The sequence below is a fragment of the Paenibacillus sp. FSL K6-1558 genome (genome assembly GCF_038002565.1).
GTDB lineage: Bacteria > Bacillota > Bacilli > Paenibacillales > Paenibacillaceae > Paenibacillus > Paenibacillus polysaccharolyticus.
Genome location: NZ_JBBOCV010000001.1, coordinates 1,083,182 through 1,096,779 on the forward strand (window position 1 = coordinate 1,083,182; position 13,598 = coordinate 1,096,779).

A 13,598-nucleotide genomic window follows, 5' to 3' on the forward strand; every position below is an offset into this window, starting at 1 on the left:
TCCAGGGTGTGAATTATCCGGTAAAACGGACTCTTTTACCCCCTTATACAGCCATCTGTGGGAAGGAGAAACGGTGTATGAAAAGGTCTGTAGAACTATTGAAAAGCGAAGCATTCCTGAACCGTCCACTACAGTTATTCGTTAATCGCTGCTTTGAGAACTTTATAATGCCCTTTCACACCCATGATTTTGTTGAATACAGCTATGTTGCCGAAGGTAGTGGGTTTCACCACATCGGTGAAGATATTGTACCTGTCAACAAGGGCATGTTATTTGTCATTCCTATCGGAATCCCTCACGTCTTCCGCCCCGTGAGTACAGATGCAACAAAAACACCCTTGGTCATCTATAACTGCTTGTTTAACGCCGAATTAATACAATCTTTGAGACATATTCTTCGGGATGAGGACATTATGCAACATCTGATGGACCTTGAGCAAAATCGGCAGAAGTATATCTCCGTCACAGATCATACAGGACGTTTGGAAGAATTAATGCATCAGTTATACCGTGAATTCTCCGTTCCCGGACCAGGTTCACTTGCGATGTTAGACACACTGGTTAGCCAATTAATTATCATGACTTACAGACAGGATCAACAGAAGAAGTGTATGGACTCCACTCCACATCCCCCTATGTTTCATGACATGGAAGCCATTCTTCATTACCTCAGGCAACATCTTGGCGAACGTATCCTTATGAGTGATTTGGTTCAGTTATCGCGGTGGAGTGAGAAAAAGATTGGAAGAATGTTCGTCCGTTATACTGGGCAGACATTTAGATCCTATGTACAACATCTACGTATTCAAAGAAGTTGTGAGCTGTTAAAGAGATCGGACCAAAAAGTGGGTATGATCGCTGAAATAGTTGGTTATCAGGATATGGATTCCTTTCATGCTGCCTTCAAAAAAATAACGGGTGATAGCCCGCTAGCCTATCGCAAAAAATCCAGAGTATGACTTCTGCTCTGGATTACGGTAGTATTTTTTAATATTAAATATGAAGGCCTGAAGGCTGCAACATCTCATCGATGTACAGCTTCGCATCTTTCCAGGACGACATTAGAGGAAAGCCATACTGCTCACGATGTAGTCTGTTCCACGGATGTGGAATACAGATCACTTTCCGACCACTTTCCACAGCCGGAATCAGATTATGTGGCCCATCATCGATTAAAAGATCAAATGTGAGCAAGTTTTTGCGTTTACACGTAATGAATTGCTCCAGTTTAATAAACGGCATATGTAGTTGCAGCCAATTCCACTTCTCATTAACCGTTCTCGGTTCTGCCGCTGTAACAATAATGAGATCATATACCTCGTTTAACTTCTGCATCTCTTCTACCACATACTCGTCATATAGTTCCAGTTCTTCGAACAGACCAGGACGCCCGTAAAATACCTCATGTGTACTATCAGGGTGACGCAAGTGCGTTGTATCCCAGTCGACCATATCTTCATATTGGAGAGGGTGCGTCGGGAAACTCCTGTTGTTATGGTATATAGCCCGTTTAACCAATTGACAAATCGTGTCATCCATATCTACGGCAATAATCGGTTTTCTCATTTTCATTCCTCCCTGATACGAACACAGTATATCATCTCATCCGGGACTCAGTCATTCATTTTCATAGGAACAATCCGAAAAAGGCTCTGCTCCGTAGCAAAATTCTACGAAACAAAGCCCTTTAAGTTCGTTCTAGGATCAATCCATATCCTCGCCGTTTGAAGCAATTACTTTTTTATACCAACCAAAACTTTTTTTCTTATACCGGTTCAATGTCCCCTGTCCGTTATCATCCTGGTCCACATAGATTACACCATAACGTTTGGACATTTCCGAGGTAGATGCACTGATAATATCAATGGCTCCCCAGTTCGTGTATCCCATCAGTTCTACACCGTCCATGACCGCTTCCTTCATCTGTGTAATATGTTTACGGAGGTAATCGATTCGGTAATCATCCTGAATGGAACCATCCTTCTCTACTTTATCTTTCGCGCCGAGCCCATTTTCAACAACGAACAACGGCAATTGATAACGATCATACAGCTCCTTCAGCGCAATACGCAGTCCAACCGGATCAAGCTGCCAACCCCATTCTGTGCGTTCCAGATTCGGGTTTTTGATGGTACTGTATAAGTTCCCGCCCGTAACCCCATAATCCTCAGGATTCACCGCAGACACCAACGAAGTATAATAACTGAACGAAATAAAATCTACCGTATGCTCACGTAGTATTTGCTCGTCTCCAGGCTCCATGACCACGTTTATTCCATGATCTGACCAGTAACGAGTCATAAACGCAGGGTAACTGCCGCGAACTTGTACATCCGTATGCAACAGGTTGAGTTGATTGTCGATTTGAGCTTGTAGCACATCTTCGGGATTGGACGTCGCCGGGTAATGGATCATACGGGCCAGCATACATCCAATCTGGAACTCTGGGTTAATCTGCCGTGCTCTCTCAGTCACCAAACTACTGGCTACAAACTGATGATGAAGCGCCTGGTAGGACGCCTGCATAACGTTATCCACCCGATCCTCGATGATGCCTCCACCTGTAAACGGCTCAATAATCGTCGTGTTGATCTCGTTGAACGTTAGCCAATATTTAACCTTATCCTTGTACCTAGTCATGACCGTTTCTGCATATTTCACAAAATGCTCAATAACTTCACGACCTGCCCAACCGTTATATTTCAGTACAAGTGACATTGGCATCTCGTAATGAGAGAGGGTTACCAGTGGCTCAATATTGTATTTCCGAAGCTCGGAAAATACCTCATCATAAAAACGAAGGCCTTCTTCGTTTGGCTGCTCATCATAACCGTTCGGGAAAATACGCGGCCAGTTGATGGACAGACGGAACGTTTTAAAACCAAGCTCGGCAAACAGGGCAATATCTTCTCTGAAACGATGATAAAAATCAATACCATATCGTTTCGGATAACCTTCCGAACTGTGATGTGCCATTGCCTTCTCCACCTTGGCAGTTGTGACATGCATCAACTCTCGCAAATTGGTATAATCCTTCTTCTCAAAATAAGGAACCATGTCTGCCGTAGACCAGCCTTTTCCTCCGACATCAAACGCCCCTTCAGCCTGGTTGGCAGCGATTGCGCCGCCCCATAAGAATCCTTCGGGAAATCCTTGTCTATTGTTCATATCAATCTCTCCTTGTTCACAGATTTGCTTTCAATACCTTCTCACCCATTTGCATATTTCCAAGTTGTATAGGCATAATCTCTTTATAATCGGCTGTATTGGTCACAACCATAGCAGTGGTTATGTCATATTCCTTCGCAATCTCATCCAGTTCAAAGGTTAGCAATAAATCACCAGCTTGTACGCGAGTCCCCGTTGCTACATGAGCTTCAAAGTATTGTCCGCGTAGTTTCACCGTGTTGATCCCAACATGAATAAGAAGCTCCATACCCTCATCACTGCGGACAACAATCGCATGTTTGGTTTTGAATACGTTCATCACCGTGCCTGTAACCGGGGACACCAGTTCACCCAAAGTAGGAACAAACGCCACACCTTTGCCCATCAATTCATCACCAAATGTCGGATCATTCACTTCTTGCAATGGGATGGATCTGCCTGTCATCGGAGCATAAGCGATAGCATCACCCGTGGGTGCAGGGACACCAAGATCCTCTATGTTGACAGGCGCGTCAACCATGTTAGCCTTATCTGTTGATGAGGTAGCGTTAGAAGCACCTGGAGCGAATTGGGCCAGCGCCTCTGCATCACCCTCTTCTTCCTTAATTCCGAACAGAATGGATACAATCGTACCTACAACAAAAGCGATAATCATACCTCCAAAGGAATACAGGAAGGTCTGTCCAACAAGGGACGGTAACCCCGGAAGTCCGCCATTCCCCGCGAGTACATAGGCTTTAGCGCCAAAAGCCAAGGCGAAACCGCCACCTACTGCACTACCGATCATCGCAGCGGCAAATGGCTTTTTATATTTCATATTAACCCCGTACATCGCCGGTTCGGTTACACCCATCAGAGCCGTGAAACTCGTGGATAAGGCCACGGTTTTGAGTTTTTTATCTTTAGCGCGGAAGAATACACCGAGTGTTGCACCAGCCTGACCCATATTGGAAATGAACGTCAGAGGTAGGAATTTGTCAAAACCAAGTGTAGCAATATTGCTGAGAATAATCGGTACTAAAGCGTAGTGCATACCGGTCATGATAATCAGTGCCATGGCACCGCCAAGTACGATACCAGCGATCAAACCACCTTCGTTCAGTAGCCAGTTAATCCCACCGGACAAGCCATTACCAACAAATGTACCCAATGGACCAATCGCAATCAGTGTGACTGGAACCATCACCAGGAGCGTAATCAGTGGCACAAGCAAGAGTTTGAGCGCTGCAGGGATGATCCGATCCACCCATTTTTCAACATAAGACATCAACCATACCGCCAGCAAAATCGGAATAACCGATGAAGCATAGCTTACCGCCGTGACCGGAATGCCTAGAAATGCCACCGTTTCTCCGCTGGAGAGCAAGGCCCCCATGTCGGGATACATCAAGGCTGTACCTAGTGCAATCGCTACGAATGGATTACTGCCAAACTTGCGCGCAGCGCTGACTGCAATTAGCAGTGGCAAGTAATGGAACACACCGTCACCAATCGCGGACAGGATACGATATGTGTCTGTACCAGCGGACATCCATTCCAGTGAAACGAACAGGGCCAGTAACCCTTTTAACATACCTGCGGCTGTTATGGCCGGCAGCATGGGAGCAAATACACCAGCAATCGTTTCGAAGATGTTCAGGATTACATTTTTACTTTTCTCCGGCTTAGCCTGCTTGTTATCTGCGTTTTGCTGAATGGACGGTTCTTCCTTCACCATCGCATCAAACACTTTGGACACATCGTTACCGATAATGACCTGGAATTGATCCCCCGAAATGTTAGTACCCATCACTTTGTCCAGCTGTTTGAGCGCGCCGTTGTCGACTTTTTCATTACTTTTCAGATCAAAGCGCAGCCTGGTAACACAGTGATAAACCGAGTTAATATTGTCTTTTCCGCCAACGGCTTTGATGATCTGCTGTGCCGTGTCTTGATGTTTCATCTTCATTTCCTCCTTAATTTCCCCATAAAAAATACCCGAACAAAAATACGCAGATGTACCTGCATACTTTCATTCGGGTATTGCCTGATTGAACAGTAACAAGCCCATAGCGTTTAGGAAAACGTTACGTTTCCCGTTTTGTTTTCATGAGACGCTCCAGATGCAGGGTAAGGTACAACTGCTCCGAGTGAGTCATATCGTATTGATAATTTTTATGGATAAATGTCTCAATCTTGCCGATACATTTAAAGGTCTCCGGATAGTTTTTCCGGACCACCTCATACAGATACTCCTCCGCATCATCATGAGTCGAATGTGTAATGACTCGCTGACAGAAGTATTTTAGATGTGTGATAAAACGGAAATAGTTCACGCTATCCTCATCCAGTTCGACATTAAAGTGATATTTGATAATGTTCATAATCTCCTGCAGCAACTGCATCAGATGTGTAACATCATTCATGGAGTCGTTGACTTCCGCATTGATGAAATGCAGTGCAATGTTACATATTTCATCTTTAGGGAATTCGATATCCAGTCTTTCCTTTAGCAAGGTCAACGCCTCTTTGGCCACATCGTATTCTGCCTTATAGAAATGTTGCACTTCCCACGAGAGCGGATTGCGCGTAATCATTCCCTTCTCCAACCGCTGAACAGCAAAATGAATGTGGTCAGACAAGGAAACATAAATCCCGTCACTGATCGTTTTACTCAGCTGCGTTCGTGCCAGCGTTACAATGTCATCGGTTGCCTGCAAAATCTCAATTGGTACTTCAGCTACAATGGATTTGAATTTCTCATAAATCGATGTATCCTGAAGACGAAACACCTTTTCGATTCGCTCTTCGTCAATCTCATCGCCAGCTTTGAACTTAAATCCGATACCCCGGCCGAGGATCAGCAATTCCTGATTTTTATCATCTACTGTGCTGACGATATTGTTATTAAATATCTGTTTAATAATCATAATGGACCCACCTGGTTTATTTTGAGACATAAAAAAGGGCAAAACCAAAATAGAAATAATAAGATCATTTCCATTGTGGTTTTGCCCGCTTTACCGGTAACAAGCCTCGAAAGTAGTCTAGCACAAGCTGAAAACGGTGTCAACTAAGGGCATAAGTTAAAAATATAGAGTATGCAACATTTTCCTTTTCATCCACGTTAATAGTGTATCCAACTACAAATATCTAATGCAATCACAATTACATTTACGTAACAGGAGGAATACGTCTTGAAAAAATTGATTTCTATCACCGCAACGGTCACTTCTATGTCACTATTATTATCTATAGCTCCCGCCGCTTGGGCAGAATCAAGTCCTACTTCCGTGGTTCAGGATGTTTCCAATACGCTGAATCTCGATCAAAAAGTGACTGAGCAATTAACCGATGCCATCACAGCACTGGCTGGAAAACAAACGATTCAATTCACATCGGCAGACACTGCATTTGAAGATTGGATGGTTAATAGTACATTAACTGGCTTAGCCGAGGCCGATGTCTCTCAAAATTATAATTCCAAAATGGGAAAAGTTACTTCTACCCTAATCAATTATAAAGCGGATGATCTTAACAAAGTATTGGATCAAGCTTTATACACCAAAATACAATCGTTCCTGAAGTCTTTCGACAAAGACAAAAAATTTAAAGCGGATGCCTTCTGGCGAGTTAAACAAGATGTAAACGACAGCGGACTCAAAAACTACTGGGTGATCTGGGGACATGACCAAAGTTTATACGTTGATGTGGATCATAACAACCAATTGTCAGCAAGTATTCTGTATGATCTTAGGGATGCACGAGCTACACTTACGAACAAAGCCCGAAACTCACTCAAAATGCTTGGCATCTCATCCGTTAAGGCATTTGATTATTCATTGCTTACCAAAGAAAACAAAGATACACTCTGGGTATATCAGGATGATAGTAGTATAAACTCAGTGCATATTGGAAGTAGCACCGGCAAGGTGTGGAAGGTAATCAACGAATTTGGCACGGACTGGAACAATGATGCTGATTTTAAAAAGTCTTTTGCCAAACCTAAGCTGAGTAAAAAGAAAGCCCTCTCCGCCGCAGTGCCAAAAGTAAAATCGATCTTTGGCCTGAATTTGAAAGGATACAGCGTTCGTATCCAAGATAACCAATACACCTTTACAAAAAAAGGGGCCACCACCCTCATCGGTAAAATCAACAAAAAAGGCGCTTTTTATTCGTTTGAAGCGATTCCCGTAAATGGAGTACGGAACTAACTGTCCGTTTGTAGAACTAAGCAAAACAGCCCCTTCTATCACGAAGGGGCTGCTTTGTTTATTGCCTGAAGGTCACGTTGATCTGCACAATTTCGGAACGGCTACTTGTCCTGATTGGTGGCCCCCAGAAACCGTATCCCGAGGTGACAATCGAGTGCATGGACCCCTTTTGCAGATAACCCCAATCATTCTCATAGATCGCTTGTGTTATGAATTGTGCCGGTGCAATCTGTCCCCTGTGGGTATGACCCGATACGACTAAATCAACGTTGTTCTTCTCGGCGATATCCAGATCGTACGGCTGATGATCCAGCATGATTACAGGCTGATTCAGATCTGCATTTTGCATAAGCGTTGCTACGTCTGCCCGATCTTCTTCCGTTCGGTCTTTCCGTCCAATCAATGTGATTTTGTTGTCCAATACGATCTTGTCGTCATAAAGCACCTGCATATTGCTTTTCTCCAACGCAGCGATTAAATCCTCTATAGGACCGTCAAACTTGTCATGGTTCCCCAGTGAAGCATATACGCCATAAGGAGCCTTGATTTCACTGATAATGTCGGCAATACCACTCTTCTCATACATCGCCAGATTGTCATCAATCAGATCACCTGGATATAAGACGAGGTCAGGTTTGAGGGCATTAATCTCCTCTACCATTCGTTTCGCATGAGCAGGACCAGACAACAGTCCAAAATGCATATCCGCAGCCATGACAATATTCAGCTTATCGACGCCTTCCACCTTTTTATCAATCTGAATGTTATATTGTCTGACGACTGGACTGTACGCGTTGAAAATTCCGTATCCCATTGTAGAGATAAGAAAAACCAGCGTAACTACACCCGCCCATTTATGAGCGTGATGTCTAGGAATTCGCGTCAAGCGCAGAAGCCACAACGTCAGGTGCACAACAGGTAATATGAGCAATAATAGCGAGAAAACCGCCAGCCAATAGGAACCGATGACACCGAGAAACGAAATGCTGCCAAATATGCGCGCCAAAATAAAGGAAGCCGCTAGAAAAACTAGTGCTACGATATACAACCAGCGAAATCTGGCTGCCACTACGGGTTTCATCCAACTCCAGCCGCTCCAGCCTATGTAGAAGACTAATAATCCATATACGAGCAAAAACAAAATACCTACGAGTACAAACATGCCTGGCCTGACCCCCACCTTCAAAAAGTTATATACTGCAATTTTAACGGATACAGTTCCGTCTGAACTAGTATAACGTAAATAGAGGTGCCCCAGCATCTTTTACAGACTCCAGATGGGTACATTTTATTACAATTTGATGATATTAAATTTTGAAGAGTCTCCACCTCTGTATTATCAACCATACATACCGAAGTTGTGCCAAAACCAAAAAAACACCTCTGCAACTCTCCCCTGAGTAAACTCAAAAGGATTGTTGCAGAGGTGCTTATATTTAAAAATTACTCGTTAGTATCCATCCATTGGAAGTGGAATGAACCTTCTTTGTCCACACGTTGGAATGTGTGTGCGCCGAAGTAGTCACGTTGTGCTTGCAGCAAGTTTGCTGGCAAACGCTCTGTACGGTAGCTGTCGTAGTAAGACAACGCGCTAGAGAAGCCTGGTACCGGAATACCTTGTTTCACCGCAGCGGCTACCACTTCACGCCATGCATCCTGATAGGATTCCACGATGTTTTGGAAGTATGGATCAAGGAGCAGGTTTTTCAGGGCTGCATCTTTATCGTATGCTTCCTTGATGTTTTGCAGGAACTGCGAACGGATAATGCAACCGCCGCGGAAGATCATCGCGATGTTGCCGTATTTCAGATCCCAGCCATATTCGTCGGATGCGGCTCGCATCTGTGCGAAACCTTGAGCGTAGGATACGATTTTACTTGCGAACAGCGCTTTGCGCACGTTCTCGATGAATGCTTTTTTGTCACCAGAGAATGCTTCGGCCTTAGGTCCGTTCAGGATTTTGCTTGCAGCGATACGCTCGTCTTTCATCGCCGACAAGAAACGGGAGAATACGGATTCCGTAATCATGGACAATGGTACGCCGAGATCCAGCGCGCTCTGGCTTGTCCATTTGCCTGTTCCTTTTTGTCCAGCGGCATCCAGAATAACGTCAACCATTGGTTTGCCTGTTTCTGGATCGTATTTGGAGAAGATATCCGCTGTGATCTCGATCAGATAGCTGTCAAGTTCACCTTGGTTCCACTCTGTAAAGATTTCATGCAATTCTTCTACGGAAACGTTCAGTACGGATTTCAGCAAGTGGTATGCTTCACCAATCAACTGCATGTCACCATACTCGATGCCGTTATGCACCATTTTAACGTAGTGTCCCGCACCGTCAGGTCCGATATACGTACTGCACGCATCATCGCCAACTTTGGCAGAAATTGCTGTGAGGATCGGTTCTACAAGCTCATAAGCACTTTCCTGACCGCCCGGCATAATTGCAGGACCTTTCAGTGCGCCTTCTTCCCCACCGGATACACCTGCACCGATGAAACGGAAACCTTTGGCTTCCAGCTCTTTGCTACGACGCTGTGTATCAGGGAAGTACGCATTACCGCCATCGATAATGATATCTCCTTGATCCAAATGAGGAAGCAATTGCTCAATAGTAGCATCCGTCGCTTTACCCGCTTGTACCATGATCAAGATTTTGCGTGGTGATTCCAAAGAAGCTACGAACTCTTCAATGGAAAACGTTCCGATCAGGTTTTTACCGTCTGCTTCTTTCAGAAGATCATGTGTTTTCTCCGGTGAGCGGTTAAATACCGATACCGAGAAACCTTTACTTTCAATGTTAAAAGCCAGGTTTTTCCCCATTACTGCAAGTCCAATGACACCAATCTGTTGTTTACTCATTATGTCCTCCCGATACTCCATGATTTATATATATTTTTCGTTAAACCTTATCCACACGTATGGCTATTATTGTACTGTTTTTTTCCAGTCTGCTGCAAATTTCTCCATCCCTTGATCTGTCAGCGGATGTTTGGAAATTTGTTCAATGACTGCAAATGGAACTGTTGCAATATGTGCTCCAGCCATCGCTACACGTGTAACGTGATCCGGATGTCTAACGGATGCAGCAATGATCTGTGCATCGAGATTATGTGTGCGGAACAGTTCAGCTACTTTGGCTACCAGTTGTACGCCGTCTTCGGAGATGTCGTCCAGACGTCCCAAGAACGGAGATACGTAGGTTGCACCTGCACGAGCTGCAAGCAACGCCTGATTCACAGTGAAGATCAAAGTCACGTTTGTTTTTACACCTTTTTTAGTCAAGTAACGGCAAGCCTCCAGACCCGCAAGCGTCATTGGCAATTTAATCGTAATGTTTTTGTCGTTGTTGTTGATTTTGATCAATTCATTCGCTTGGGCAATCATTTCTTCAGCAGTCAGCGCATCTGGCGTTACTTCAGCGGAAACAGACTCCACTTCAGGCACAAGCTTCAGAATTTCTTCGATGCGGTCTTCGAATTTCACGCCTTCTTTGGCTACCAGGGAAGGGTTAGTTGTTACACCAGACAATACACCGATTTTGTACGCTTTTTGAATGTCTTCCACGTTAGCTGTATCGATAAAAAATTTCATGATTAAATAACCTCCGATTAGTTTGATTTTTTAAGTTGTTTTGAATTAAATGTTGCCGTTAACTGCGATCGGTACATCGCTGTCTTGCTCGGAAATCAGTTCACTTGGTTCATCAAACCACCAATGATGACCTTCCGCCTCAAGCATGGCATCCGACTCCGCTGGTCCATAGCTTCCTGCCGGATATAAGTGAAGTGGTAGCAGATTTTCATTGAATGCGTCCAGAATCGGTTGCACCCAAGCCCAGGATAACTCAACTTCATCCCAATGTGCAAAAAATGTCGGATCACCATGCAACGCATCGCGAATCAAGTTCTCATAAGCTTCTGCCAGATCTCCCTGATTAGGAGCAAGATCAATGTGAACGGGTTTGAACTCCCCTTTATTTTCAGGATCACTTGCGTTCAGTTGCAGTGTCATGCTTTGATCCGGGCTCATCTCAATCACAAGCAGGTTCGGCTTCGAACCGTTGTTCTTGATCAGGTGACCTTGGCCAGAAGGTTCTTTGAACTCAATCACGATTCGTGTTGATTTCTCCTTCATTCTTTTACCCGTACGGATGTAAAACGGAACACCTCTCCAGAAGAAATCATCAATTTGCAGCTTCGCGGCAATAAATGTGTCATTCATCGTGTTCTCGGCAACACCTGGTTCATCTGCATAAGCATGTACCGGTTTTCCTTGAATGCTGCCTGCAGCGTACTGTCCACGGATGATGCTTGCTCCGACTGTTTGTTTCTGAAGGGGCTGAATGGACTCCATAATGTGTTTCTTCTTCTGGCCCACATTTTCGGAAGTGCTGTTATATGGAAGCTGAATCGCCATCATCATAAGCAATTGCAACATATGATTCTGGAACATGTCACGCACAGCACCTACATGATCATAATAGGATGCGCGTTCTTCGACACCTACAGTCTCATTTGCCGTAATTTGCACGTTAGAGATGTAACGGTTGTTCCAGAGAGCCTTCATAATCGGGTTGCTTTGATGAAGTGTCTCTAGCTTCTGAACCATCGGTTTACCCAGGTAGTGGTCAATCCGATAAATCTCTTCCTCTGTGAAGGATTCACTCAGCTTGCGGTTAAGGTCACGTGCTGACTGCAAATCATGACCAAATGGCTTCTCGATGACGAGCCGTTTCCACCCTTGCGTTGAACCAAGCCCGCTTGCCTGAATATTTTCAGCGATCGGTTCGAAGAATTCCGGACCAACCGAGAGATAAAACAAGCGATTGGATGGGATGCCCAGTTCAGCTTCTCTTTGCTCAACCAATTGAAGCAACTTTATATAATCTTCCTTATGTGTGATATTCAATACACTGTAGCGAAAAGCTTTTACAAATGATTTTACTGATTGATGATCTCCTTGACGTCTGGAGAACTCATGTAAAGATTTTTCCACTTGAGCTTGGAAAAATTCATCCGACCATTCTCTGCGGCCCATGCCGATCAGGGAGAAGGTTTCAGGAAGCTTTTTCTCAAGGTACAGATTATATAGGGCAGGATATATTTTTCTTTTGGCTAAATCTCCAGTAGCACCAAATAAAACAATTGTTGTTGGTTCCATCTTACCGTGCTCCTTCCAAGTAACTCTGGTTTCTTTGTTGTAGTTACACTATAATACGTTTTATAGCTATACAAGTAATTAATATATTTCACAGGAGCTATAGACGATATCTATGACAACAAATTATGAATTATATAAAGTCTTTTACTGGGCTGCCAAAACAGGCAGTCTGACCCAAGCCGCCAAAGCCCTTTACATCACACAACCCAGCGTCAGTCACGCGATCAAACAGTTGGAAGACAGCTTCGGACTCACTCTTTTCTATCGAAATTCCAAGGGGGTTGCATTAACCCAGGAGGGTGCCAGCCTGTACTCCTATATTGAACAATCCCAGATTCTCATCTCCCTTGCAGAAGAAAAAATGGCTGCGCTAAAAAATCTGGATAACGGGGAACTTCGGATTGGCGGTAGCGACTCCCTCTTCAAACATTACATGTTATCGTATCTGGAGGAGTTTCACATTCAGTACCCTAACATCAAGCTGCATCTAAGCCATGGAACGACGCCTGAAGTCATCACGTTTCTGAAAGAAGGCAAAATCGATCTTGGCGTTGTGCGTATGCCCATCGTTGACCCACAGCTGGAAGTGCGGGAGAGCATTCAACTAAAGGATTGTTTTGTTGCCGGCGAACGATATGCCCAGTTGAAGGGAAAAGTGTTGACCCTTGAACAACTGCTTGAACATGAGCTTATTCTGTTTTCCCGGAACAGCCGGGTTCGGATGGCTATCACAGAACTCTTCAATCATTATAATTACACGTTAAAACCAGAAATAGAGGTCGGCAGCGTTGACCTCCTGATTGAATTTGCTCGCCGCGGCTTGGGAATCTCTTATGTCACACGAGAATTTATCTCCAAAGAGCTGGAAGAAGGCTCTCTCTTTGAGATTCAGCTCGACGTTCCTCTGCCTCCATCTCATGTAGGGATCATGACAAAACGCAATATGCCGATCTCTTCGGCTGCGAATCACTTTATGGACTTAATTTTCAAAGCACAGGCGGACACCTCGAGAACATGATCCGTTGAGAACAAGATAAAGAGCCTCAAGGCCCTGCATGCAGGATCTTGAGGCTC

General features: G+C 44.4%; 11 protein-coding genes. 3 read left to right on the forward strand and 8 right to left on the reverse strand.

The features are described 5' to 3' along the window. The first annotated feature begins 77 nt into the window (after positions 1-77). The gene (locus MHI38_RS04470) at positions 78-959 is read left to right on the forward strand and encodes an AraC family transcriptional regulator (RefSeq protein WP_341181001.1); all 882 of its coding nucleotides are present in this window, start codon (positions 78-80) and stop codon (positions 957-959) included. A 34-nt stretch (positions 960-993) separates the two neighbouring features. Here MHI38_RS04470 and MHI38_RS04475 read toward each other — a convergent pair whose 3' ends face one another. From MHI38_RS04475 to licT, 4 genes are all read right to left on the reverse strand, one after another. Continuing rightward, entirely contained in the window at positions 994-1,566 is a 573-nt protein-coding gene (locus MHI38_RS04475; RefSeq protein WP_341181002.1) for a 5' nucleotidase, NT5C type, read from the reverse strand. 138 nt (positions 1,567-1,704) lie between these two features. Next, positions 1,705-3,168: a 6-phospho-beta-glucosidase gene (locus MHI38_RS04480; RefSeq protein ID WP_154890516.1), complete on the reverse strand. Its 1,464-nt coding sequence runs from the start codon at positions 3,166-3,168 to the stop codon at positions 1,705-1,707. Positions 3,169-3,184: 16 nt separating this feature from the next. After that, positions 3,185-5,110, reverse strand: a complete 1,926-nt coding sequence (locus MHI38_RS04485) for a beta-glucoside-specific PTS transporter subunit IIABC (protein WP_154890517.1) — start codon at positions 5,108-5,110, stop codon at positions 3,185-3,187. Positions 5,111-5,234: 124 nt separating this feature from the next. Next, positions 5,235-6,077: a BglG family transcription antiterminator LicT gene (gene licT, locus MHI38_RS04490; protein ID WP_090916914.1), complete on the reverse strand. Its 843-nt coding sequence runs from the start codon at positions 6,075-6,077 to the stop codon at positions 5,235-5,237. Between the two features lie 267 nt (positions 6,078-6,344). On the opposite strand from licT, the gene MHI38_RS04495 reads away from it, so the two are divergent. After that, the gene (locus MHI38_RS04495) at positions 6,345-7,361 is read left to right on the forward strand and encodes a hypothetical protein (protein ID WP_308721641.1); all 1,017 of its coding nucleotides are present in this window, start codon (positions 6,345-6,347) and stop codon (positions 7,359-7,361) included. 58 nt (positions 7,362-7,419) lie between these two features. Here the strand turns inward: MHI38_RS04495 and MHI38_RS04500 are convergent, their stop codons facing one another. The 4 genes from MHI38_RS04500 to zwf form a co-directional block, all read right to left on the reverse strand. Continuing rightward, on the reverse strand, positions 7,420-8,523 hold the full coding sequence (locus MHI38_RS04500) for a metallophosphoesterase (RefSeq protein ID WP_308722000.1): 1,104 nt from the start codon (positions 8,521-8,523) through the stop codon (positions 7,420-7,422). A 281-nt stretch (positions 8,524-8,804) separates the two neighbouring features. Then, positions 8,805-10,223, reverse strand: a complete 1,419-nt coding sequence (gene gndA, locus MHI38_RS04505; protein WP_154890519.1) for an NADP-dependent phosphogluconate dehydrogenase — start codon at positions 10,221-10,223, stop codon at positions 8,805-8,807. A 66-nt stretch (positions 10,224-10,289) separates the two neighbouring features. Next, entirely contained in the window at positions 10,290-10,955 is a 666-nt protein-coding gene (fsa, locus tag MHI38_RS04510) for a fructose-6-phosphate aldolase (protein ID WP_090916923.1), read from the reverse strand. Positions 10,956-11,000: 45 nt separating this feature from the next. After that, on the reverse strand, positions 11,001-12,524 hold the full coding sequence (zwf, locus tag MHI38_RS04515) for a glucose-6-phosphate dehydrogenase (RefSeq protein ID WP_154890521.1): 1,524 nt from the start codon (positions 12,522-12,524) through the stop codon (positions 11,001-11,003). Positions 12,525-12,636: 112 nt separating this feature from the next. On the opposite strand from zwf, the gene MHI38_RS04520 reads away from it, so the two are divergent. Beyond that, positions 12,637-13,542, forward strand: coding sequence for a LysR family transcriptional regulator (locus tag MHI38_RS04520; RefSeq protein ID WP_154890522.1), 906 nt, complete (start codon positions 12,637-12,639; stop codon positions 13,540-13,542). Positions 13,543-13,598: the final 56 nt, after the last annotated feature.

Bases quoted from the DNA above. Each gene is read 5' to 3' on its own strand.
- MHI38_RS04470 (WP_341181001.1), top strand. From the start codon at position 78: ATGAAAAGGTCTGTAGAACTATTGAAAAGCGAAGCATTCCTGAACCGT.
- MHI38_RS04475 (WP_341181002.1), bottom strand. From the start codon at position 1,566: ATGAGAAAACCGATTATTGCCGTAGATATGGATGACACGATTTGTCAA.
- MHI38_RS04480 (WP_154890516.1), bottom strand. From the start codon at position 3,168: ATGAACAATAGACAAGGATTTCCCGAAGGATTCTTATGGGGCGGCGCA.
- MHI38_RS04485 (WP_154890517.1), bottom strand. From the start codon at position 5,110: ATGAAACATCAAGACACGGCACAGCAGATCATCAAAGCCGTTGGCGGA.
- licT (WP_090916914.1), bottom strand. From the start codon at position 6,077: ATGATTATTAAACAGATATTTAATAACAATATCGTCAGCACAGTAGAT.
- MHI38_RS04500 (WP_308722000.1), bottom strand. From the start codon at position 8,523: ATGTTTGTACTCGTAGGTATTTTGTTTTTGCTCGTATATGGATTATTA.
- gndA (WP_154890519.1), bottom strand. From the start codon at position 10,223: ATGAGTAAACAACAGATTGGTGTCATTGGACTTGCAGTAATGGGGAAA.
- fsa (WP_090916923.1), bottom strand. From the start codon at position 10,955: ATGAAATTTTTTATCGATACAGCTAACGTGGAAGACATTCAAAAAGCG.
- zwf (WP_154890521.1), bottom strand. From the start codon at position 12,524: ATGGAACCAACAACAATTGTTTTATTTGGTGCTACTGGAGATTTAGCC.
- MHI38_RS04520 (WP_154890522.1), top strand. From the start codon at position 12,637: ATGACAACAAATTATGAATTATATAAAGTCTTTTACTGGGCTGCCAAA.